Annotated in this window: 16 protein-coding genes; 3 read left to right on the top strand and 13 right to left on the bottom strand. The window is 67.4% G+C overall.

What is annotated here, in order from left to right; all coding sequences use genetic code 11:
• Window positions 1–105 precede the first annotated feature (105 nt).
• From bglB to IE187_RS09665, 8 genes are all read right to left on the bottom strand, one after another.
• Complete coding sequence (gene bglB, locus IE187_RS09700; protein WP_189676054.1) at window positions 106–1,221, bottom strand: beta-galactosidase BglB; 1,116 nt, start codon at window positions 1,219–1,221, stop codon at window positions 106–108.
• A complete protein-coding gene (locus IE187_RS09695; protein ID WP_229839330.1) occupies window positions 1,222–2,451 on the bottom strand; it encodes a glycosyl hydrolase 53 family protein in 1,230 nt (409 codons plus the stop codon).
• Window positions 2,448–5,465, bottom strand: coding sequence for a beta-galactosidase (locus IE187_RS09690; RefSeq protein ID WP_189676053.1), 3,018 nt, complete (start codon window positions 5,463–5,465; stop codon window positions 2,448–2,450). The genes IE187_RS09695 and IE187_RS09690 overlap by 4 nt, the downstream gene beginning before the upstream one ends.
• Window positions 5,458–5,772, bottom strand: coding sequence for an L-rhamnose mutarotase (locus tag IE187_RS09685; protein ID WP_189676052.1), 315 nt, complete (start codon window positions 5,770–5,772; stop codon window positions 5,458–5,460). Before IE187_RS09685 ends, IE187_RS09690 begins: the two co-directional genes overlap by 8 nt.
• Before the next feature lie 86 nt (window positions 5,773–5,858).
• Complete coding sequence (locus IE187_RS09680) at window positions 5,859–7,328, bottom strand: rhamnogalacturonidase (protein WP_229839329.1); 1,470 nt, start codon at window positions 7,326–7,328, stop codon at window positions 5,859–5,861.
• 37 nt (window positions 7,329–7,365) lie between these two features.
• Window positions 7,366–8,127 carry an L-rhamnose 1-dehydrogenase Lra1 gene (gene lra1, locus IE187_RS09675; protein WP_189676050.1) on the bottom strand — a complete coding sequence of 254 codons (762 nt, stop codon included), beginning with the start codon at window positions 8,125–8,127 and terminating at the stop codon, window positions 7,366–7,368.
• 29 nt (window positions 8,128–8,156) lie between these two features.
• Window positions 8,157–8,960 (bottom strand): IclR family transcriptional regulator, encoded by an 804-nt coding sequence (locus IE187_RS09670; RefSeq protein WP_133190658.1) that lies wholly within the window; start codon window positions 8,958–8,960, stop codon window positions 8,157–8,159.
• Window positions 8,961–9,097: 137 nt separating this feature from the next.
• On the bottom strand, window positions 9,098–12,358 hold the full coding sequence (locus tag IE187_RS09665; protein ID WP_189676049.1) for a TonB-dependent receptor: 3,261 nt from the start codon (window positions 12,356–12,358) through the stop codon (window positions 9,098–9,100).
• Window positions 12,359–12,671: 313 nt separating this feature from the next.
• Between IE187_RS09665 and IE187_RS09660 the strand changes: the two genes are divergently transcribed.
• Window positions 12,672–14,579, top strand: a complete 1,908-nt coding sequence (locus tag IE187_RS09660; protein ID WP_189676048.1) for a rhamnogalacturonan lyase — start codon at window positions 12,672–12,674, stop codon at window positions 14,577–14,579.
• Between the two features lie 41 nt (window positions 14,580–14,620).
• Here the strand turns inward: IE187_RS09660 and IE187_RS09655 are convergent, their stop codons facing one another.
• The 4 genes from IE187_RS09655 to IE187_RS09640 are packed head-to-tail and all read right to left on the bottom strand — an operon-like array spanning window position 14,621 to window position 18,961.
• Complete coding sequence (locus IE187_RS09655) at window positions 14,621–15,925, bottom strand: oligogalacturonate lyase family protein (protein WP_189676047.1); 1,305 nt, start codon at window positions 15,923–15,925, stop codon at window positions 14,621–14,623.
• A 27-nt stretch (window positions 15,926–15,952) separates the two neighbouring features.
• Window positions 15,953–16,942, bottom strand: coding sequence for an alpha/beta hydrolase (locus IE187_RS09650; protein WP_189676046.1), 990 nt, complete (start codon window positions 16,940–16,942; stop codon window positions 15,953–15,955).
• Between the two features lies 1 nt (window position 16,943).
• Complete coding sequence (locus IE187_RS09645; RefSeq protein ID WP_438810924.1) at window positions 16,944–18,170, bottom strand: rhamnogalacturonan acetylesterase; 1,227 nt, start codon at window positions 18,168–18,170, stop codon at window positions 16,944–16,946.
• Complete coding sequence (locus IE187_RS09640; RefSeq protein ID WP_229839328.1) at window positions 18,161–18,961, bottom strand: rhamnogalacturonan acetylesterase; 801 nt, start codon at window positions 18,959–18,961, stop codon at window positions 18,161–18,163. The genes IE187_RS09645 and IE187_RS09640 overlap by 10 nt, the downstream gene beginning before the upstream one ends.
• Window positions 18,962–19,152: 191 nt before the next feature.
• Between IE187_RS09640 and IE187_RS09635 the strand changes: the two genes are divergently transcribed.
• Window positions 19,153–19,803: a DUF6250 domain-containing protein gene (locus tag IE187_RS09635; RefSeq protein ID WP_189676045.1), complete on the top strand. Its 651-nt coding sequence runs from the start codon at window positions 19,153–19,155 to the stop codon at window positions 19,801–19,803.
• Between the two features lie 11 nt (window positions 19,804–19,814).
• On the top strand, window positions 19,815–22,535 hold the full coding sequence (locus IE187_RS09630) for an exo-rhamnogalacturonan lyase family protein (RefSeq protein WP_229839327.1): 2,721 nt from the start codon (window positions 19,815–19,817) through the stop codon (window positions 22,533–22,535).
• Window positions 22,536–22,597: 62 nt separating this feature from the next.
• Here IE187_RS09630 and IE187_RS09625 read toward each other — a convergent pair whose 3' ends face one another.
• The gene (locus IE187_RS09625) at window positions 22,598–23,296 is read right to left on the bottom strand and encodes a pirin family protein (protein WP_189676043.1); all 699 of its coding nucleotides are present in this window, start codon (window positions 23,294–23,296) and stop codon (window positions 22,598–22,600) included.
• Window positions 23,297–23,334: the final 38 nt, after the last annotated feature.

Genomic DNA, 23,334 nt, shown 5'->3' with positions numbered 1-23,334 from the left:
CCGCGCCGCCGAGTGCCAGAAGGAGCGCGAGCGCGCCGGCCGGGCGGCGCCAGGCGGCCCAACGCGACGCTACGCGGTGGAAGCCGGGAAGCGCCGCCTGCTGCATTAGATGTAGGTACGCAGGAACTCGCCGAGCGCGATCATCGCCAGGCTCTGCCCATAGGGCATCGAGGTCAGCTCGATGTCCTTGTAGAATTGCTGCGTGTCGCCCATCGCCGTGCCGAACGACACCTGCTTGAGCTCGCCCGCCGCGTCGATATTGGCGAGCACGCCCTGCACCGCCTTGATGCCGACCGCCTCATAGTGCCGCGGCAGATAGCCCTTCCGCACGCCCTTGAGGATGCCGTAGGCAAACCCAGCCGTCGCCGACGCCTCGAGATAGCTGGTCGGATCGACGATCAGCGTGTGCCACAGCCCCGTCGCGGGATCCTGCGTCTCGGCGAGCGTCTTCACCTGCGCCGCGAGCGTGTCGATCAGGAAGGTGCGCAGCGCGTCGCCTTGCGGCAGATCGAGGATCTCGATGATCTCGGGGATCGCGATCGTCACCCAGCAATTGCCGCGCGCCCACAGCGCCTCGGCGAAATTGTGCCGGCCGTTGAAGTCCCAGCCGTGGAACCACAGCCCGGTCTTCTTGTCGAACAGGTATTTGATGTGGACGAGGAACTGCCGCTTGGCTTCCTCGACATAATGCGGGCGGCCGAGCAGCAGGCCGATCTTGGCGAGCGGCAGCACCGACATCATCAGCGTGTCGTCCCACATCTCGCCGGGATTCTCGTCATTGTAGACGATGTGCTGGAAGCCGCCTTCCTCGGTCTTGGGCAGCCCGTCGGGCGCCATCAGCCACTCGGCCCAGGTGTCGAGATAGGGGATGTAGCGCGGGTCGCGTTCGAGCTCGTAAAGGTAGGCGAGCGTGATGAACGGCGCCATCGTGTTGATGTTCTTGGTCGGCGTGCCCTCGACGAAGCGATCCTCGAACCATTGCTTGATGATCGCGAGTGCCGTGCTGTCGCCGGTCTGCTCGTAATAGCGCCACATCCCGAACAGGCCGACGCCGTGGGTCCATTCCCAGCCGGCCCAGCCCTTGGTGTCGATGATGCGCCCGTCTTCGAGATGGAGCAGGAACTCGCCGGTCTCGTCCGTGATGTTGACGAGATTGTCCATCAGTCGGGCGATCGCGGCGGTCACGTCTGCACGCGGCACGTCGTGGGTAAGGGCGGCCAATTAACTTCTCCTGGTAGGAAGGCGCACGGGCTTCAGACCGTAATCGTGCGCCATGGTGCGATAGAGAGTGCGGAACTGGGGATCGATGTCGTACCGGCCCTGAAGGCCGTCGGGCGGCGTCTGGGTCGGCACGCCGGGCGCGGCGCCGGGGGCTTCCGCGGCGTTGATGCCCTGGCTGAGCAGATCGGGGCGGGCGCCTTCGCCGGCGGGCTTGCCGTCGTGGCGGAAGATCGCTTCCTGGTGGCGCGTCGGCTCCCAGATATAGCTGCCCCAGCCGTGCGGTTCGGCATGGACGAGATCGTTGAGATAGCGTTTGCGCGCGGAATATTCCATCGCGAGGAAGCCAAGATCGGGATAGGCCTTGGCGAATTCGGCGAACGTATGCTGCCAGTCGCCCTGCGCCGCCTGCTGGTAGCAGGAGAAGCCGATGGCATCGGGGCGGACGCCGCGCTGGAGCAAGTTGTCCGTCCAATATTGCGTGATCGGCCAGTGGCGGCCGAGATGGTTGTGCAGCACCACCTTGGCGCGCGGCGCCGCAGCGCGCGCGCCGGCGATCCCCGCCTTGAGCAGCGCGGCGAAGTGATCGTAGCCGCCCGCGCCGGCAGCATTGAGATGCACGCCGTCGGTCTGCGGGTTGCCGGTCGGAATGGTCAGCGGCACGCGGCCGTCGGGCCAGAGCATGCCGAAGGTGGTCTCGTTGCCGATCACCACCATGTCGGGCGCGGCCCCGCCGCGGACGAGCGCGGCGATCGTGTCGGCGGTATAGCCACCGACGCGCTCGACCAGCCGGGGAAACGGCAGGTCGGCCCAGGCGGCGGGTTTCGTCTGCTTCTGCGGATCGGCCCAGTCGTCCGAATAGTGCAGCGTCAGCGAGAAATGGAAGCCGGCGGCCTTGATGCGACGGCCGAACGCCAGCGTCTGCTGCAGGTCACACCACGGGCCGCCGGGCTTGCGCTTGCTATAGCCGTTGGCGGGATCGACGAAGGTGCGCAGCTTGATCGCATTGAACCCGGCGTCGGCGAGGATCGCGAGCGGATCGCGCTGCCGGCCATCCTGCCAATAGGTCGCGCCGACCGCCTCGTCCTCGGGGATCCACGAGACATCGGCGCCGATCAGATACGGCCACGGCCGCGCCGCTCCGGCAGCGAAGGCGGGGCGCGTCATCGCTGCGAGCGCGGCGGCACCGGCGATGCCGCCGAAGCCGCGGCGGGTGATCGCCGCGTCGCTCATTGCAGCTGGTCCGGCCGGCTGGGCGCGGCGACCATCTGGACGGGCACGCCGCCCTTCACGCTGCGCAGCGTGACGAGCTTGACCTGTTCGAGCGCATTGCCCGCCGCGCCATCCGACGTGACGGCGAGCGCGATCGTGTTCGCGCCGTGATGGTTGAGGATACCCTCGGGGATCGGGAAGACGCGCTGCGGGCCGACATGCGCGATGAACTGGCCCATGTTCCAGCCGTTGACGAACAGCAGCGCACGATAGCGCGCGACCGAGCGCGGCGTGGTGGTGTCGCCGAACGTCACCGCAACGGTGGTATCCTGCGCCTTGGGCAGGTCGAGCGTGAAGCGCGTGCGATACCAGGTGGTGCCGGCGGTCGTCGTGGCGGCGGGCAGCGTCGCCGTGGTCCATCGCGCGTCGTCGAAGCCGGGCAGATGCCAGCCCATCCGCTCGCCATATTGGCCGCCAGTGTTGGCGGCGCCGCGCGCGGGATCGAGCAGATCTTCGCCGCCTTGCTTGCCCTGGATCTTCCACGCGATCGGCACGGCGAAGCTGCGCCCGCCCGGCGCCTCGAGCGAGGCCGAGACGAGCCCGCGCGCTTCCTTATGGAAGTCGTCGGAGTCGAGGTCCCAATTGTGCCCGTTGTTGCGGACCATGATCGCTAGCACATGCTCGCCCGGCGTCTGCGCGGCGGTGGGGAGGTCGAAGCGTGGCGCGGCGGTGGTGATCGGGCGCGGCAGGCCGCCGGGGAGCTCGTCCTGGCCGACCAGCTTCCCGTCGAGGAACACCTGCACCATGCCAGCGCCGCCGCCGCCGTAGAACAAGGCCAGCTGCCTGGCGTCGGGCGTGCCGGTGAAGCGGCCGCGATACCAGACATCGCCGTCGTGGAAGCCGTAAGCGTCCATCACCAGCGTCGGCTCGCCGTCGGGCTTGGCGGTGGTCGTCGCCGACCCGCGTCGGTCGATCGCCTGCCACCCGCTGTCGTCGAAATCGGGGCGCGCCTCGGCCGTCCCTTCGGCGACGCGCCAGTTGGTGAGGACGGGGAGGGTGACCGGGGCCGGGCCGGCGAGCGGGCGGAGCGCGCGACGGCTGCCGATCGCACTGGTCTCGAGCGGCACCGCGACGCCGTTCCAGCGCACCGAGGTGAGCCGCGCGGGCGTCCACAGTTCGAGCGGCGTGGCCTCCTTCGTGTCGCCGGTCAGCGCGAGCGTCGCGCCGGTCGCGTCGGCGCGGCGGACGAGCGCGGGCCCACGGACGAGCACCGGGCCGGCGGCGGTGTCGCGGCGCCAGTAGCGCACGCCCTCGGCCTCGTCGGCGAGCAGCAGCGTCAGCGGCGGTCGGCCGCCGCCGGTGATCCGCACTACGGTCCGCCCAGCCAGCGCGTAGGTCAGCTTGAGATCGCCCTTGGCGGCATCGAACGCGCTGGTGGCGGCGCCCTCGAGCACCTCCACCTTAGGCGCAGACACATAGCGCAGCACGGTCTCGTTCGCTTCGCCCGCGCGGCCGTAGAGCAGCAGCAGGTCGCGGCCATCGGCGGTCAGTGTCGCCTGCAATTCGGAAGTCGAGTAAACGAGCCGCTGGCCGCCGAGCGTCACCCCCGCGAGCAGCCACTTGGCGTCGAAGCCGTTGAGCCGCATCGGAAAGCTGTACGCGCCGTCGGGCAGGGTCGCGGCGACGGTGAAGCTGTCGTCGCTTTGGCCGTTCGACGGCTTGTGCGTGACCATCAGGAAGCGCGCGTCGCTCTGCGGGTTGCGGTCGTGATAGACTTGCACATTGGGCGACGACACCGTCACCGCGCCAGCCGGGACCATGCCGGCGAGATCGGGCACCGCGGCGATCATCCCGCCGAGCTGCTTCATCTCCTCGGCCTTTTCGCGCAGCTCGCGCGCTTCGGAGATTGCCGAGCCGTAATCGTAGCTGGTGAACACGACGGGCGCGGGCAGCCAGCCCCAGCTGGTGCCGCCATAGCCCATGTAGAAGCTCTGGATGTCGATGCCGTTGGCGAGGTTGGTGCCATAGAACACGCGCTGGAAGCGCTTGCCGCGCTGGATCGCGTTACAGTCATAGCCGCCGTTCGACCCCCAATAATCGAACCAGCCGCCGCCGAACTCGGCGAGGAAGGCGGGGGTGTCGGGCGAGGCGGATGCGCCGCCCTTGGCGCCGCCCGGGCCGTAATAGCCCCAATCGGGCGCCGCCGAACTGCGCGTCGGCTTGCCCGCGACGGTGCAGGTGCCGCCGGGATAGCCGTCGAAGGCATAGAGATCGTTGGGCCCGTGGACGACGTTTTCGACCTTCGACGTCTCCGGCACCCAGTAGCCGTTGCGCCCCTGGTCGTTGTGGAACAGCGGCACGGTGATGCCGTCGGCGCGCGCCTTGGCGGCGAGATGGTCCATATAGCGCCGCTGCGCCGGGGTGGTCAGCGCGAGTTCGTTCTCGATCTGGTGGAGGATGACGGTGCCGCTATGGCCCTTGCCGTCGCCGTTGATCTGGTGCCGCGCGACGATCGCGTTGATCCGCGTCAGCCATTCATCGGCCGCGGCGAGATAGGCGGGGTCGTCGGTGCGCGCGCGACCCTTCTGGTTGACCAGCCAGCCGGGGAAGCCGCCGCGCGACAGTTCGGCGTTCACGTACGGCCCGGCGCGGGTGATGACGTACAGGCCTTCCTCCGCCGCCATGTCGAGCACGCGATCCATGTCGCGGATGCCGCTGAAATCGTACACGCCCTGCTTGGGCGAGTGATAGCCCCAGTCGAAATAGAGCGCGACGGTGTTGAACCCGCTGGCCTTCATCTTCTGCAGCACGTCGCGCCACAGATCGGGCGAGGGCAGGCGGAAGGGGTGGAACTCGCTCGACCAGATGATGCGGCGCTGGCCGTCGATCATCAGCGAGCGCGCGTCGTAGCTGACGCGGCCGAAGGTCTTGACCGAGGCTTGCAGGTTCTGCGTCGGGCGCGCGACTTGCGCGCCGGCAGGCGCGGCAAGCGCGATGGCGAGCGCGGCGATCGAGCGCGCGGCGCGCTTACGCATGGTGGAAGATCAGCGGCAATGCCCATTCCTTGGGGCGATTGTCGGGTTCGACCTCCATCAGCGGCGCCATGGAATCCCACCAGCGCTTCATCACCGGATGGTCGGGCAGCGCATCGCGATTGCTGTCCGCACGGACGCGCAGCACGGCGAACAGGCTCAGCGTCTGCTCGTCGAGGAAGATCGAATAATCGTAGATGCCGCTCTCGGTCAGCAGCGCGGAGAGCTCGGGCCAGATCTCGTCATGGCGCTTGCGATATTCGTCGAGAACGCCGGGCTTCAGCTGCATCTTGAACGCATGGATCGACACAGCCTTCTCCCTCTCCGGCCATTATATGGCACCGATTTGTATTATTTGGTACCGCTGAATGGGGGGAAGGTCAAACCCAAAGCGCGTCAGAGCTGGGTATTGTGCACGCTCAAGCGGTCGACATGGTCGGCGAGGAAGCGCGGCCGGGCATCGGGCGTGGCAGTCTCCAGTCGTAGGCCGTCGATCGTGACGTCGCGCGCATGGCGCAGCCACAGGCCCCAGGCGGGCAGGGTCCCGAACATGCTCGGTTCGGGATACGCGGAGGCGTGTTCCTCCGGGCGGTTCGCGGCATCCTCGGTGGTGCCGCCGCCGCGATAGGTGAGCGCGATGTTGCGCAGCGTGACATGCTCGATCGGATGGTCGGGCAGGCCGGCGAGCGCCGCCGGGTAGCGATGATCGATCCCGGTCGCGGTGACGTCCTCGATCGTCACGTCGCGGATCGCGCCGATGCCGGTGCCGGCAGGCCCGCGCCGCCGATCGCCGAGCCGCAGGAACAGCGGCGCGGTGGTGACGTCGGTCATCGTGAGGCGGCGCGCGACGATCTGCTCCATCACCCCGCCGTCGACCGTCTCGAGCGCGAGGCCGCGGCAGTGCGTGAAGCTGCAATCCTCGATCAGCACGTTGCGATAGCCGCCATTGCTCTCGGTCCCTAGCTTGATCCGCCCGGTGACGCGGTCGCGGTCTGGCGCAAGGTCCTGCGTGGTGCGGCGCGTGCCGTCGAGCAGCGTGCCGAGATCGAAGCCTGAAACGGCGCAGTGGCGGATGACGATGTTCTCCGCCGCCACGGCGTGGCCGAGCGCATAGCTGCTCTTGACCACGATCGCGTCGTCATTGGGCGTGTTGACGCGGCAGCGCTCGACCACGACGTCGCGCACGCAATCCAAGTCGATGCCGTCGCGATCGGTGTCGATCGTCAGGTCGCGGATCGCCAGATGGCGCGTGCGGGTGGCGAGGATCGCGAAATGCCCGCATTGGCGCATCGTGAACCCCGACAGCACGATGTCGCGACCGTTCTTGAGCGCGATCGCCTTGTTGCCCTGGCCGTTCATCGCCGCGGTGGCGGGTTCGAGCTGGTCGATCTGGCGCTGGCTCATGCCCTGCATCGACAGCGGGCGCTCGCCGGTCTGCGCCTTCCAGCGCGCGCCCGGGCCGTTTCGGGTAAGCCCGGCGCCGTCGATCAGCCCGGGGCCGGTGATCGCCACTTCGACGACATCGTCGCCCCACAGCAAGCTGTTGTGCCAGTGGCTGTGGCCGAAATCCTGGTAGAGCTGTTCGACCCCGGACTCGGGCAGGTCATAGCTGCCGGAATGCCGTGCAGGATCCGCCGCCTCGATGATCGCGCCCTTAGCGAGCTGGAGCGTGACCTTGCTCTTCAGCCGGATCGAGAAACAGAGATAGCGCCCCGGCGGGACGATCACGGTTCCGCCGCCCGCCGCCGCGGCGATCGCGGCGTTGAAGGCAGCGGTGTCGAGCGTCCGCCCGTCGCCGCGCGCGCCGAAGCGCCGCACGTCGAACAGACGCGCGGCATGCGCCGGGAAGGGGAGCGCGGCCGCCATGAGCCCCAGGGCCAGGTCGCGCCGCGTCCAGTTCATCTCACTGCAGGTTCACATAGGCGCCGCCGTCGACCAGCAGCGAGGCGCCGGTGACATATTGGGCGAGGTCGGAGGCAAGGAACACCGTCGGCCCGACGAGATCGTCGGGCTGGCCGAGCCGGCCGAGCGGGATGCGGCCTTCCATGTATTCGCGCTTCTTGGTGTCGGCGAGATCGTCCTTGTTGATGTCGGTGAGGATCGTGCCGGGGAAGAGCGAGTTGCAGCGGATCTTGTGCTTGCCGAGCGCGATCGCGACCGACTGCATCAGCGAGTGGAGCCCCGCCTTGGTCGGCGTGTAATGCGTCTGATACTCGCCGCCGACCAGCGCCGAGATCGACGACATTGCGATAATCGAGCCGCCATCGCCTTGCTTGACCATCTGGTTGGCGGCGGCCTGCACCATGAAATAGGCGCCGTGCAGATTGACCTGCATCGTCCGCTCGAAGGTCTCGACCGGCATGTCGAGGAAGGCGTGGAACGGGCAGATGCCGGCATTGTTGACGAACACGTCGACTCGCCCGAGTGCGGCGACCGCCTTGGTGACGAAGTCGGTCGCGGTCTTGGGATCGGCGACGTCGCCCTGGATCGCCACGCCCTTGCGGCCGAGCGCCTCGATCTCGGCGACCGCGCTTTCGGCACCCGCCACGTCGCGCGCGAAGTTGAGCGCGACGTCGGCGCCGTGGCGCGCACAGCCGATCGCCACTGCGCGGCCAATGCCGGCCGATGCACCGGTGACGAGCACCGTCTTGCCTGCGAGTAACATGCGGGTCTCCTGGGGATACGAAGGAAGGGTCAGGCGTCGGCGGGGTCGAAGCCGAGTTCGCGGCTGATCGCCAGCGCCACCGCGCAGACGTCGTCGGTGAGCGTGGTCATGCGGTCGTCGCTCATATATTGTGCGGCGCTCGACACGCTGATCGCGCCGACGATGCGCTTGCCGGCATCGCGGATCGGCGCGGCAACGCAGCGTACTTGATCCTCATTCTCCTCGAGATCGAACGCGCGACCGCGGCTGGCATAGCCCGACATGCGCTCGAACCACAGAGCGGGGTCGACATGCGGTGCGCCATCGGCCTGGTCGGCGGCGAAACGCTCGCGCCAGTAAGCGGGCGTGTGGTCGATGATCAGCGCCTTGCCGAGGCCGGTCGAGGTCAGCCGTTGGCGATCGCCGATCCGGCTCGAGATGGTGATGCGCCGGCGTCCGGGCACCTTGTCGAGATACAGCGCCGAATCACCATCGAGGATGCCGAGATGGACCGTATCCTCGGTCGCGGCGGAAAGATCCTCGAGATACGGCCGCGCGACCTGGACGAGATCGGCCTGCGCTTGCGCCAGCGTACCAAGCAGCAGCAGTTTCGGCCCGAGCCGATAGCCTGCGCGCGGCGTAAAGGCGAGGTAGCCACGATCGACCAGCGCCGACAGCAAGCGGTGCGTTGTGCTCTTGGTGAGGTCGAGCTTGACCGCGAGTTCGCTCAGCGTGAGCACTTCGTGGCTCACCGCTTCGATCAGGTCGAGCCCGCGCATCAGCGTCTGGCTGCCGGCGCCGACGGCTGGCCCTGCAGTTTCAGGCATTTCGGTGTCGATGATCGGGGCGTTCATGTCCATCCCTTAGAATGTCGCGCCGTATGTTGGCAATCGACCAGCCAGTGTCGGTCCAGCGCCCCCGGGAAAAACCGGCTGGCCATCCGTTAGGATAGCCAGCCGCAGGGGGGGAGGGAAGGTGCTTGGCGCAAGCGCTAGAACTTGAGCTGAAGGCCGGCGAACAGCCGCTGGCCGGCGTAATAGGCTTCCGACGTGCCGATCCCCTTCACGAAGGAGCGCGAGTACGCCTTGTTGATGTTCTGCATCTCGACGAACAGGCTGGTGTGATATTTCGGGAAGCGCAGCGTGATCTTCCCGTCGAGATAGCCTTCGCCCTGGCGGTAGATCGGCAAATTGCCGTTGTTCGAATCCGCCGCCGTCACCAGCCAGTCGGAGCGATAATTGTAGCTCAGCCGTGCGTTGAGGAAGCCCTTGTCGTAGAAAATGCTGGCGTTGTAGGTCCACTTCGACAGGCCGGGATATTCGAGCAGCGGCTGACCGGTCGCCGAGTTGGTCAGGTTGGTCCTGATCGCCCGCGCGAAGGTGACGTTGGCCGACGCGCCGAAGCCATCGAACGGCTTTGGCAGGAAGGTGAATGCGGTCTGCGCGCTGCCTTCGATGCCGTCGAGCAAGGCGCCGAACCCGTTGATGGGCTGGCGCACGGTATAGAGGACGCCGTCCTTGAACAGATCGACGCCCGAGCGGGTGACGTTCGGCACGACGAAGCTGCTCTCGTACTTCTTGTAATAGCCGACGCTGACGAGCGTATCCCGGTTCGGATACCAGGCCATGTTGAGCTCCCACTGATCGGCGCGGTACGGCACCAGATCGGGGTTGCCCGCGGTGCAGGTGTCATCGGCTGCGGCGACGGTGGCGTCATCGGTGCAGGTGATCGTCGCGACCAGATCGGTCGGCTTGGGGCGCGCGAGGTTCTTTGCCCAGTTCGCCCGCAGCACCAGGTTCGGCGTGAATTCGAGCGCCGCGTTGAACGCAGGCAGCACGTCGCCATAGCTGTTCTTGAGCGTCGATTGCTGCGCCTTGAGCACCACCGTCTCGACCGCACCGGTCGGCGTGAAGCGCGTCACGCGGCTGATGTTGACGCCGGTGCCGTCGTCGCGCGTGTAGGTATAGCGTACGCCGGCGTTCCCGGTCAGCCGCATGCCGAACACGCGCGTTTCGAAATTGCCCTTGAGATAGCCCGCGGCGATCTTCTCGTTGATCGTGTAGGACGGGATCTGCGGCAGGCCATTGGCGGCAAGCGTCAGATCCTGGTCGAACCCCGACAGATCGTAATATTTGGAAATTTCCCCGGCATTGAAATTGGCAAAGGCGATCCGGTCGGGAATGCCGCCGGGTGCGCCGCGCAGCCCGGTGAACAGCGGCGCGCCGCCGCTGGTGACGCCGAGCGCGTTGATGAGCGACGCGTATTCGGCCTGCGTCAGCTGGTTGGTGTAGGTGCCGTTGCCCGTCTTCGTCGTGCGCGCGGTGACCGCCGAGACGATGTTGGTCGAATAGGAGACGTTCGCGGTGTCCTGATAGACTTGCGGCGTCACACCGACCGCGGTCAGCAAGCGCGAGCCGCCGCCATTGTACGACACATAGTCCTGGTCGCGATATTGGCCGCCATATTCGATGGTCTTGAGCGGCCCGAAATCGACCTCCCAATCGACGTCGAGCTTGGCTTGCTTCTCGCTGTTCGAGGTCTGCGTCGGACGATACTGCACCGTCGGCCCCGATTGCGCGACGTTACCGGGACGCGTGAGATCGGTGTAGATGCCCGGGTCGGCCGGATTGACGCTGCTCGGATAGGTGAAGACCGGGATGCCGAGCGCGTTCGACGTATCGACGTTCACGCCGGAGATGCCGGTGTTGATCGAGATCAGATTGGTTTCGCCGACCGTCTTGGCCTTGGCATAGGACACCATGCCCTTGACCTTGAAACGATCGAGATTCCAGTCGAAGCCGCCCTGGAAATATTGCGACTTCTGGTCGTACTGGAAATCGCGCCGTTGCACGCCGAGGATATTGCTCGAGCCGCTGGTGACCGTGCTGCTGACCGCGACCGAATTGAGCGCGGTGGTGTAGCCCGTTACGACATGGTCGGGATTGATCGTCGCGGTGCCGAGCTTGACCTGCTGGGTCGAGCTGGTGCCGAGCACCGGGTCGAGCTGGTAGCGTTGGACGCGGCCCATATCGAGCGAGTAATTGGTGTCGAACAGCCGCTGGTCGCGGTTGTTGATCTGCGCTTCGGCATAAGCGCGGAAATTGTGCGCGAGCTCATATTGGACTGTGAAGTCGCCCGACAGGCGCTTGTCGCGGCGGACGAGGTTGCGATAGCGCGGCACGGTCGGCGCCCAGTCGAAGAACTGGTTTTCGCACGCCGCACGCCGCGTCGCGAAGGTCTGGGTCGAGGTGGTGCCGACGTTGCCGCAGCTCGCATAGGTCGGAAAGGCCGCATAGGCGGCGTTGGCGACCGTCGGCTTGTCCGAATGGTCGAAGTCCGCAAGGCGGTTATAATTGGTGTTGCTGGCATAATCCTGCCGCGTCGACTTGTCGTCATAGGTGACGTTGAGCAGGACGCCGAGACCATCCATCAGGAACCGCGGCGTGCCGAGCACGAGCGTGCCGCGCGGACGCCAGTCCTGCGTCGTCTCGAGATGCTGCGCCGACACGACGACGCTGCCGAGTGCCTTCTTCAGTTCAAGCGGCTTGCGCGTTTCGACCAGCACGGTGCCGCCAAGACCGCCTTCGGTCAAATCGGCGGCATAGCCCTTGAAGACGTCGATCGACTTGACGAGTTCGGTCGCGAGTTCGCGGAAATCGCCGGCGCGGCTGCCGCCGGCCGAGACCTGGCTGACGCCGTTGATCTCGACGCGATTGAGATCGGGCTCGACGCCGCGGATCGACACCTGCGTCCCTTCGCCGAAATCGCGGCTGAGCTGGACACCGGTGATACGCGACAGCGAGTCGCCGACATTCTTGTCGGGGAAGCTGGCAATGTCGTCGGCGACGATCGAGTCGACGATCGTGCCGGCGTTGCGCTTGCGGTTGATCGCCGACTGCAACGAAGCGCGCGTGCCGACGACGACGATGTCCTGCGCGGTAGCGACGTCGGGGCTGGTGCGTCCGGCGTTCTGCGGCTCGTCCTGCGCGGATTGCGTCTCGGCCGGCGGCGACACGTCACCCGAAGCGCGGTCGCGCGTGGCCGGCTCGACCGTGGCGGAGGAGGGCGCGATGGTCTGGTCGTTCTGCGGCGCGGTCTGTGGCTGCGGCTGGACCGCGGGGTTGGGCGTTGTGGACCGCGGCTGAGCAGTCTGTGCTTGGGCGATCGCGGGCAGGACGCAGCCAAGCGTCAATGCGAGGATCGAGGTCGTGCGGAAAAGCTGCCGACGCGGTGCCGAACGAATAATGGTCATGAAATTCCTCCCCCTGGGGCGTCCTGGCTTTTCGAACCATTCGGACGTCCTGCTATGATCTGATGCTGCTTCAGCTATGCCGCGCGCTGTCGTGACGGCGCGGATCGAACCGGCGTTCATGCATGCGTTGGCCGTTTCACGTCATCCCCCCTCGTAGTGCAGCGCGGTTCGTGCCAGCGCCATCGACTTCGTTCTGTAACATCCACATTGTGGATCGCTGTTCCGTTCTATGTTGCCATTTGGTGAAATGCAATCATAATTGTTGAGATATGGCGAGGCTGACCGTCGCCAGGGGAGAGACAGGATGATCCGGATGCGCAGCTACTTTTGGGCGAGCGTCGCGCTCGGTGCCGTGGCGGCAGCAGCAGCAGCGGCTCCGCCGCCGCGTGCGATCGAGACGCTCGATCGCGGGCTCGTCGCGACGCCAGCAAAGGGTGGCGGCTGGCTGGTGAGCTGGCGCTTGCTGGCGAGCGATCCGCGCGCGACCGCGTTCGACGTCTATCGCGATGGTCGCAAGATCACGCCGCGCCCGGTCACCAACGCCACCGCCTTCGTCGATCCGCAGGGGAGTGCCGACGCGCGCTATACGCTCGCAGTCGCGAACGGCGCTCCTGAAAAGCGGTCCGCCCTGATGGCGCCCAACGGCTATCTGTCGATCCCGCTGACCCCGCCGCCGGGCGGTACGACCCCCGCTGGAGAGGCGTATAGCTACACCGCCAACGATGCCGGCGTCGGCGATCTCGACGGCGATGGCCGCTATGAGATCGTGCTCAAATGGGATCCGACCAACAGCCACGACAACAGCCAGGCGGGCTATACCGGCGACGTGTTCGTCGATGCCTATACGCTCGAGGGCAAGCGGCTGTGGCGGATCGACCTCGGCAAAAACATCCGCGCGGGCGCGCATTACACGCAGTTCCAGATCGCCGACTATGACGGCGACGGCCGCGCCGAGATCGCGATGAAGACCGCCGACGGGACCGTCGACGGCACCGGCACGGTGATCGGCGACGCCACGGCCGACTGGCGCGAGCATGGCGGCGAAGTGCCGCAGCCCGACCGGACCGGCGCGAAGGTGCTTGCCGACGGCAGCAAGGTCGCGCCGCTGGTCGGGCGGATCCTCAAGGGGCCCGAATATCTCACCGTGTTCGACGGCCGCAGCGGCCGCGCGCTCGACACCAAGCCCTATGATCCGCCGCGCTATCCCGGCGGCAACCCCACCTTCGAGCAGCTGCGCGACACGTGGGGCGACGGCTATGTCAACCGCGCCGACCGCTTCCTCGCGGGCACCGCCTATCTCGACGGGCAGCATCCGAGCATGGTGTTCGGCCGCGGCTATTATGCGCGCACCGTCGTCGCCACCTGGGATTTTCGCGCGGGCAAGCTGGTCAAGCGCTGGACCTTCGATTCGTCCGCACCGGGCAATGGCGATTATGCCGATCGCGGCAATCACCAGCTCAGCATCGCCGATGTCGACGGCGACGGGCGCGACGAGGTGATCTACGGATCGATGGCGCTCGACGATGACGGCAAGGGGCTGTGGACCGATCCGCTGTTCCACGGCGATGCGATGCACGTCGCCGATCTCGACCCGCTGCGGCCGGGGCTCGAAAAATGGGGCGTGCACGAGCAGGTGAAGACCAATGGCGGGATCGGCTCCGCGCTGCTCGACGCGCGGACCGGGCAAGTGCTGTGGACCAAGCCCGCCGACACCGACACCGGCCGCGGGCTCGCCGCCGATATCGACCCGCGGCATGTCGGCGCCGAACTGTGGGGCTCGAACAGCCGCGACCTGTTCGACGTGAAGGGCAATGCGATCGGCCCGGCGCCGCGCCAAACCAACTTTGCGCTCTATTGGGATGGCGACCTGCTGCAGGAGCTGCTCGACAAGACGACGATCAGCAAATGGGACTGGAAGACCGCCACCGCCGTCCCGCTCTTGTCGCCCGAGGGGCTCGCGTCGAACAACGGGACCAAGGCAACCCCGGCGCTGCAGGCCGACCTATTGGGCGACTGGCGTGAGGAAGTGGTGTGGCGCACCGCCGACAATCGCGCATTGCGGATCTACGTCACGCCCTATCCGACCACGCACCGGCTGGTCACGCTGATGCAGGACCCGGTCTATCGCGCCGGGGTGGCGTGGCAGAACACGGCGTATAACCAGCCGCCGCATCTCGGCTATTTCCCCGGCAGCCTGACCGCGTCCGAGACGGCGGAGTAAGCCGGGGAGCGTCCAGCGCGGCGTCACGCCCGCCGGACGCGCTACCGCGCCTTGTCCGTCGCGACGGCGTAGATCGCCGCCTTGCCCTCGATGTTGGCGCGGAAGAACAGCCAGCGGCCATCGGGCGAGAAGCGCCCGTTGGGCTCGAGCTTGTAATCCTGCCTGGCGAGATCAACGAGCTTCTCGGTCGCGAAAGTACCCGGCGCGATCAGCGCGCCGGCATTGTCGGCATGGATGCCCGCAACGTCGGGGATCGCGCGCGGGCGGAACAGGTACATATATTTGCCGTCGGGCGCGTGCGCGACCATCTCGGGGTCGCCGCCATCGCCCGAGAACAGCGTCTGGTCGGCAGAGACGTTATAATGCACCGACCATTCGTTGCGCTCGAGGTGGAACCAGCGGCGCTTGGCGGTGGCGACGTCATAGCCCGCGAGCCAGAAATCCTCGCCGCGCGGGGTCTGTAGATCGTACCAGATCGTCTTGCCGTCGGGCGACCAGAATTCGTGGCCGGCAATCTCCATGTTCATCGTGCGCGTGTGGATCTTGGTATTGCGGCTGCCATCGGTGCGGACGGTCCAGATGCGGTCGACCTTGTGCCACGGGCCTTCGTGGCAATACATGAGCAGCGTCGGATCGGTCGGCGAGAATTGCAGATGGTTTAGCCAGTCGGTCGCGGTGACGATCGTGCGGCGCGCGCCAGTCTTCACGTCGAGCGTGAAGATCTCCATCGGGATTTTCGCCGCGAGCCGATCGTTGAGGCGGACCTCCTTGGCCTCGGCATAGGGCAGCGGCTTGCCGTCTGGACCATTGGCGGCATAGGCGGCCTGGTCGGTGCGCGGGTCGCGACCGGCGGTGCCGGGCTGGAGCTCGACCGGGCGGGTGGTGAACTGCCCGGCGAGCAGCGTTTCGTCGGCGTTGATCGTGTCGATCTGGCTGCCGCGCGGCACCTCGGCGATCTTGCGCACGACGCCTGTATCGATGTCGGCGGCGGAGATGGTGACCGGGGCGTCGGGTTTGCTGCGGTCGGTCTCGGAGAAATAGGCGGTGCGCGTCTTGTGGCCGGCGAACAACAAGTGGACGCCGCGCCGCTTGAGCACGGTGCGCAGCGTCCACGTCTTGAGGTCCATCGCCTGGATGCCCTCGGTGGTCGAGAAGAGCATCGTGTCGCCGTTGGGCGTGTAGGCGTTGTAGTTGAAGTAGAGCGCGTAATTGCCGGGTGCATCGGTGATGCGGACGATCTTGTGGCCGGTCTTGGCATCGACCCAGCTCTTCATGTCGGCGGTCTGCGCCGCGGCAGGCGCGGCGAGCAGGGCGAGCGGCAGGAGCGCCGCGACGGTGATACGCATGGTCATTTCCTTGCTCGGGGCGTCGGGTCAGGCGGGCCAGCCATGATCCCCGGCCCAGTCGGCGAACATCTGCTGCCAGGGGACGATCGTCCCGTCGCGACGCTTGGCGGGTGGACCGTGCCCGCCTTTTTCGAACACCATCAGCGAAGCCGGGACTTTCGCTGCGTGCAGCGCCTCGATCATCAGCAGGCTGTTCTTGAAGAGGACGACAGGATCGTCCGCGTTGCACGCGATGAAGGTCGGCGGCATGTCGGCGGGCAGGTCGACCTGCGCCGAATAGCGGCGCTGGAAGTCGGGGCTGGCGGCGTTGGCGCCGAGCAATTCGCGGCGCGACTGCGCGTGGACGCCCTCGTCGAACATCGTAATGACGGGGTAGAACAGCCCGGCGACCGTCGGCGTCGCCGACAGCCGGTCCGCGGCGTCCTGCGGATCATAGACCGCGAGCGTCGAGCGCGCCGCGAGCTTCGCGGCGACATGGCCGCCCGCCGAAAAGCCGGTGATCGCGACGCGCGCGGGATCGACCGTCCAGCGCGTGCCCGCGCCCGCGCGGATCACGCGCATCGCGCGCTGCGCATCCTGCAACGCGACGTCGGGCCCCGCCGCCCAGCCGTCGTGCGGCAGCCGGTACAGCAGTTCGAACGCGGTCACGCCGCGATCGGCGAACCATTGCGAGATCGCGCCGGGATTGCGCCCGACCGCGACGCGGACATAGCCGCCGCCGGGGCAGATCAGCACCGCGGCGCCGTTCGGCCGGGCAGGCTTGAGCACGGTGAGCATCGGCGTCGCGACATGCGGCCAGGCGATATCGTCGGGGCCGCCCGTGGGGGAACGCTTGACCCAGGCGTCGGTCACCGTGGTCTGCTGGGCGCCGGGCGGCGTCTTCGGCCATAACGGGAAGCGCTCGGCCGTGCCGCTGCCGGCGCGCCCGCCCGCGCCGACACCGGGATCCTGCGCGAAGGCGGGAAGGGGAAGGCTCGCGGCGAGCCCGCAGGCGAGGAAGGTGCGGCGTGAGGTCATGTCAGCTTCCGTCGGGTCGGGTGGTGTCGTGGGCGATACTGGGCGCGAGGCGGAAGGTCGCGGGATCGGGCGGCCGGGCCGGATCGAACGCCCGCAGATCGGGCGCGAGATGCGCGGCGAGCGGCAGCCCGGCGTCGGCAATGCCCTTGGCGACACTGCGCGCGAGCACCCACGCGCCGTAATTGTCGTGATGCGTCGCGTCCTTGCCGCCATCGTTGAACGCCAGCGGCGCGCGTTGCGGCCCGAGCGCTTCGTAGAAGGCGATGCTCGCGGCGTTGAGATCGATCACCGCGACCTGCTGCTCGGCGCCGACCGCCTTTACCGCCGCGACATAGTCGGCGAGCGTCGACGTGATCTTCGTGCCGTTCCACATCCGGCGATCGGGCGAGGTGACGAGCACCGGCGTGACGCCGCGGCGGCGGAACTCGGCGATCCAGGTGCGCAGATAGGCGCGATAGGTCGTCTCGGCGGCGGCATAGGTCTGCGGCCAGTTCGCTTTCTGGTCGTTATGGCCGAACTGGATGACCGCCCAGTCGCCGGGCTTCACCGACTCGAGCACCTTGGCGAAACGCAATTCGGCGATGAACGATTTGAGCGTCTCGCCGCTCTCGGCATGGTTGGCGATCGCGATGTCGGGTTTGAAGAAAGCGGGCAGCATCTGGCCCCAACTCGCGGCGGGTTCGGCGCCCTGGTCGGTGACGGTCGAATCGCCGAGCAGGAAGACGGTCGGCACCTGCACCGGCGCGATCGAAATCGCGGTGACGCCGGGATGATCGCCGAGGATCTCGAGCGTGAGCTTGTCGTCCCAGCTGAACGAGCTCCGCTCGCGCGGTTTGAGGAGCACCGCACTGCCGCCGGGCGCGTTGAGCGGCGGGGGGAGGAGCGCGGCATTGCGGACATCGACGATGAAGCTGCGCGTGATGCTGTGCCCAGCGGGCACGCGGACCGCATCGAGCATCAACCGGCGCGACTCCGCCTTGATCGTCGTCTCGGTCGCCTGCTTGGGCAGGCCGAGCGTGACAGTGACTCTGTAGTTGCCCGGCGCGGCAGCGACCGAGAACAACCGCGTCGAACCGGGTTCGTAGCCGACGCCGTCGGCATGAGCGTGATCGGGGGCGACGGACGTCGCGCCGGGTGCCGCCTTGCCCGCGAGCGTGAAGCTGCGCGTCTGCGCGTGCGCGGGAAGCGCCACGGCGAGGCTCAGCGCGAGACCGGCGATCAGGCGCAAGACGGGCCGCCGGCGGGCGTCGTGCGGGTCAGCGCCGGGACATGCGGCGTGACGTAGCGCGACACCGGCAGCTTGAGCGCGCGCAGCTCGACCGCGACGAGGTCGGCGACATGGCGCGCGCCGAGTTCGCTGAAATGCGTATTGTCGTGCACGCCATTGGGATAGCCCGGCGCCCCGGCGCTGCCGTCGTAATGGAGGTAATAGGCCGCCGCCGCCTGCTCCCCGAGCGCCTGCACCATCGCCTCGGACAGCTTGCCGAGATCGATCAGCGGCGTGTGCGTGTCGCGCGCGACCTGGCGCGCGGCGTTGGCGTAGAGCGGATAGGTCTGCTGCTCGATCCCGTCCTTGAAGTCGCGGCGCGCGACGGGGGTGAGGATCACCGCCTTTGCCCCGGCCGTCTTCGCTACGGCGAGGAAGCGGTGGAGATTGGCGATGTACTGGTCGACCGTGGTGTAGCGTTCGGGCTTGTCGGCGCTCTGATCGTTATGCCCGAACTGGATCATCAGCGTGTCGCCCTTCCGAAGATCGGCCGCGATCGTGTCGAGCCGGCCTTCGCGGATGAAGCTGTTGGTGCTGCGCCCGCCGATCGCTCGGTTCTCGAGCGTGACATTGGGCGCGAGCGCGCAGCGTAGCATCGTCCCCCAGCCCGATTGCGGATATTTTTCGGGCTTATAGTCCTGCGCGGTGGAATCGCTGGCGATGAAGATGCGCAGCGGCGGCGGCGCTTTGGCGCCGATCGCTGGCACGGTGACGATAGCCAGCAATGTACTCAGCAGGATTTTCGCCTTCATGGCATCCTCTCTTTTCTTTGTGTCCCGCATCATGCGATTTGATTCCATAAATCGCAACATCTCATATCGGCTGACGTCGAGCAGAAGTTTCCACAATATGACCATTGATTATAGATTACGGGAATATCTTGGCAACGCACCCTGTGTCGGCCTATGCTGACGCAAACGCTGAACAGAGGCGGGGAGAGGGTATGCAGAGCGTAAAGCTCCTCGGCAGCATCGCCGCGCTGACGCTGCTCGGCGCCTCGCCACAGGCGTCGCTCGACGGCTGGCGGGTCGAGGCCGAGTCGCCGGCTGCGCGGGTCACCGAAGCCGACGGCGTTATCGACATCGACACGCCCAAGGGGCTGACCCTGTGGTCGACCACGCCGATCACCGCGCCGACGACGATCACCTTCGAAGCGATGGCGGTGTCCGCCGGCGGTGCCAATGACCAGGTCAGCGACCTCAACGCCTTCTGGATGGCGACCAACCGCGACGGATCGTCGGTGCTGACCACGCCGCGCTCCGGCGCGTTCGCCGGCTATGACGACCTCATCACCTATTATGTCGGGATCGGCGGCAACCGGAACAGCACGACGCGCTTCCGCCGCTATATCGGCGTGCCCGGCAACCGCCCGATCCTGCCCGAGCATGACACGGCAGCCCCCGCCGACATGCTCGTCGCCAATCGCTGGACGCGGATCGCGCTGATCGCCGACGGCCACATCATCGCGGTCGAGCGCGACGGCAAGCGGCTGTTCACGCTCGACGACGCCCAACCCTACACGCGCGGCCATTGGGGGCTGCGCACCACGTGGAGCCACCTGCGCATCCGGCGCGTGTCGGTGACGCACCGTTGATGGAGAGAGATATGCTCAATCGCCGCGAGACGCTCAAGGCGGCTTTGCTCGGGAGCGGCGTCGCGTTGCTGCCGGCGCGGTTGGGCGCGGCCCCGGTCGCGGCGTTTCAGTCGGCGCCGGTGCGCTGGATCGACGGCGCGGCGCCCGCGCTCCAGCCCGGCCAGACCTTCGGCGTCGCCTGGCCGCGCGGCGCGGTCAAGCGCGGCACGGCGCTGAGCGTGACGGCGCGTGACGGCACGCCGGTCCCGTCGCAAGGCTGGACCACCGCGAGCTGGCCTGACGGCTCGATCAAGTGGAGCGCGCACGCGATCCCCGCCGACATCGCGCCCGACGGCTTGAGCGTCAAGCGCGGCCGCCCCGCGATGCCAGCCCGCCCCGTCCGCGTGACCGAGAGCGCCGATGCGGTAACGATCAGCGTCGGCGATCTGCAATGGCGCATCGGCAAATCGGGCGCGGCGTTGGTGCAGCAAGCGAGCATCGCCGGCCGCGCGGTGCTCGGCCCGGTCACCCTCATCGGTGCCGCGCGCACCGAGCCGCTCCACGGCGCCGACCTGCCCTTCGCGGGACAGATCGAGCGCGTCACCGTCGAGCAGACCGGGCCGGTGCGCGCGGTCGTGAAGATCGAGGGCGCGCACGTGTCGGGCGAGCGCCGCTGGCTGCCGTTCGTCGTCCGGCTCTATGCCTATGCCGGGTCGAGCGGGTTGCGGATGGTCCACAGCGTCGTGTTCGACGGCAGCGCGTCGAAGGATTTCATCTCGGCGCTGGGCGTGCGCGCGAGCGTGCCGGTGAAGGACGCCGCGCTCCACGATCGCCACGTGCGCTTCGCCACCGACGCGCAATTCTTCGCCGAAGGGGTCCGCTCGCTGACCGGGTTGCGGCGCGATCCGGGAATGGCGTTCAAGGCGGCACAGGTCGCCGGCCGCGCGGTGCCGCCGCTCGACACGATGGCCAAGGCGGTGCGCGCGACGCTCGAGCGGATCCCCGCATGGGGCGATTTCCGGCTCGAGCAGCCGACCGCCAATGGCTGGACGATCACCAAGCGCACCGCGCCCGAGCAGGGCTGGATCGACGCCGATGAAGGCCATCGCGCACCGGGGCTGGCGTATGTCGGGTCGCCACAGGGCGGGGCGGCGCTCGGCGTGCGCTATTTTTGGCAGCGGCATCCGACCGCGCTGCACATCGCTGGCGCGACCGGCGACGCCGCCGCGCTGACGGCGTGGCTGTGGTCGCCCGAGGCGGCGGCGATGGACATGCGGCCGTATCACGGCACGATGGGGATGGAGCGCTTCGACGCGCAGAACGAAGGCCTGTCGGTCACCTACGAGGATTACGAGCCCGGCTGGGACGATGCCGCGGGGATCGCACGGACCAGCGAGCTGATGCTCTGGGCATTCCCGTCGACCCCCGACAGCGCGCTGCTGCAGGGGCTCGCGACGATGCAGGCCGCGCCGCCGCAGTTGATGGTCGCACCCGCGCACCTCCACGCCGCGCAGGTGTTCGGCGACTGGGGCCTGCCCGACCGGTCGACCCCCAACCGCGCCGCGATCGAGAACCAGCTGAGCAACCTCGTCGATTTCTACGCTGGCGAAGTCGATCGCCGCGCCTGGTACGGTTTCTGGAACCATGGCGACGTGATGCACACCTATGACAGCGACCGGCATCGCTGGCGCTACGACATTGGCGGCTTTGCGTGGGACAATAGCGAACTCTCGCCCGACCTGTGGCTGTGGTACCAGGTGCTGCGCACCGGCGATGCGAAGACCTGGCGCTTCGCCGAGGCGATGACGCGGCATACTGGCGAAGTCGACGTGTACCATAGCGGCCGCTTCAAGGGGATGGGGACGCGCCACGGCGTGCAGCATTGGAGCGACAGCTCGAAACAGCCGCGCGTCAGCAATGCGAGCTATCGCCGGCCGTTCTACTACCTCACCGCCGACGAGCGGGTCGGCGATCTGCTCCACGATCTGATCACGTCGGACCAGACGCTGACCACGGTCGAGATCGGCCGCAAGGTGCCGAACGCGGCGAAGAAGCCCGCGCTGCCGGCGGGGACGATCGAGATGACCTTCGGCACCACTTGGTGCCCGCTCGCTGCGGCGTGGCTGACCGAATGGGAGCGGACCGGCGACGTGCGCTGGCGCGATCGCGTGACGGCGGGTCTCGACAGCATCGGGCGGCTGCCCAAGGGCTGGATGACGGGGAGCGCGCCCTTCGACCTGGCGAGCGGACGCTTTCTCGACCAGGGGCGCGGCATCCAGTTCTCGCATCTCAACGCCGTGTTCGGCGCGGTAGAGGTGAGTTCGGAGCTGATTCGCCTGTTCGACGTGCCGCGCTACCGTGCCGCATGGCTCGACTATTGCCGCTGGTACAATGCGCCGCAGGGCGATTATCTCGCCAAGTTCGGCGCGCCGTTCGGTCCGCGCAACCTGCGCGAGGGGCATTCGCGGCTCACCGCTTATGCGGCGTTCGTGGAAAAGGATGCGGCGCTCGCGACGCGCGCCGCAGACGAGTTCCTGTCGGGCGATGCCGGGCTCGGTACCTGGCCATCCGACCCGCGGCATCGCGTCGATGGGGTACTCGAATGGCCGGGCGTTTCGACCAATGCCTCGGCGCAATGGGGCCTCGCGGCGATCCAGAATCTCGCGCTGGTGCCCGAAGCGCTCGACCGCGCGACGATCACCGCCCCGGACGCTCCGGGGCGGCGGCGACAGGGCGATGCCGGGCGCGATTAAGCGAGCCGGGACACTCGCCCCGATGCTGCGAGGCCGCCCGGCACGCGCCGGACGGCCATCGCTCAGGCCGCGTCGACCAGGACGATCTCGCTGTCCTCGAGCGCGGTGATCACCACCGTCGGCTGATCGCTGATCGCGACGCCGTCGCGCGCGGCGATGCGCTTGCCCTCGATCTCGATCGCGCCGGTGGCGGGAACGAGATAGCCGCGGCGGTCGTTGCCGAGCCGATAGGTCGCGGTTTCGCCGGCTTTGAGTGTCGCGCCGACGACGCGCGCATCGGTGCGGATCGGCAAGGCGTCGGTGTCGTCGGCAAAACCGCTGGCGAGCACCACGAACTGTCCGGCGCGATCATCCTTGGGGAAGGGACGCGCGCCCCAGCTCGGCTTCTCGCCGGTCTGTGTCGGCTGGATCCAGATCTGGAAGATCTTCGTCGTCACGTCTTCCTTGTTATATTCGGCATGCGTGATGCCGGTGCCCGCCGACATCACTTGCACGTCACCCGCCTCGGTGCGGCCGAGATTGCCGAGATTGTCCTGATGCGTAATCGCGCCTTCGCGGACATAGGTGATGATCTCCATGTCGCGGTGCGGGTGGGGCGGAAAGCCCGATTGCGGGGCGATCGTGTCGTCGTTCCAGACGCGCAGATTGCCCCAGCTTTCGCGCGCCGGATCGTAATAGTTGGCGAACGAGAAATGGTGCTTGGCATCGAGCCAACCGTGATTGGCGCCACCGAGGCTGGCGAACGGGCGAATGTCGATCATGGCGTGTCTCCTTTGTGTTGCGACGGATATAGATGGCC

It is taken from the genome of Sphingomonas glacialis, from assembly GCF_014653575.1.
GTDB classification, from domain to species: Bacteria; Pseudomonadota; Alphaproteobacteria; order Sphingomonadales; family Sphingomonadaceae; genus Sphingomonas; species Sphingomonas glacialis.
This window is presented reverse-complemented; position numbering and strand designations above follow the sequence as displayed.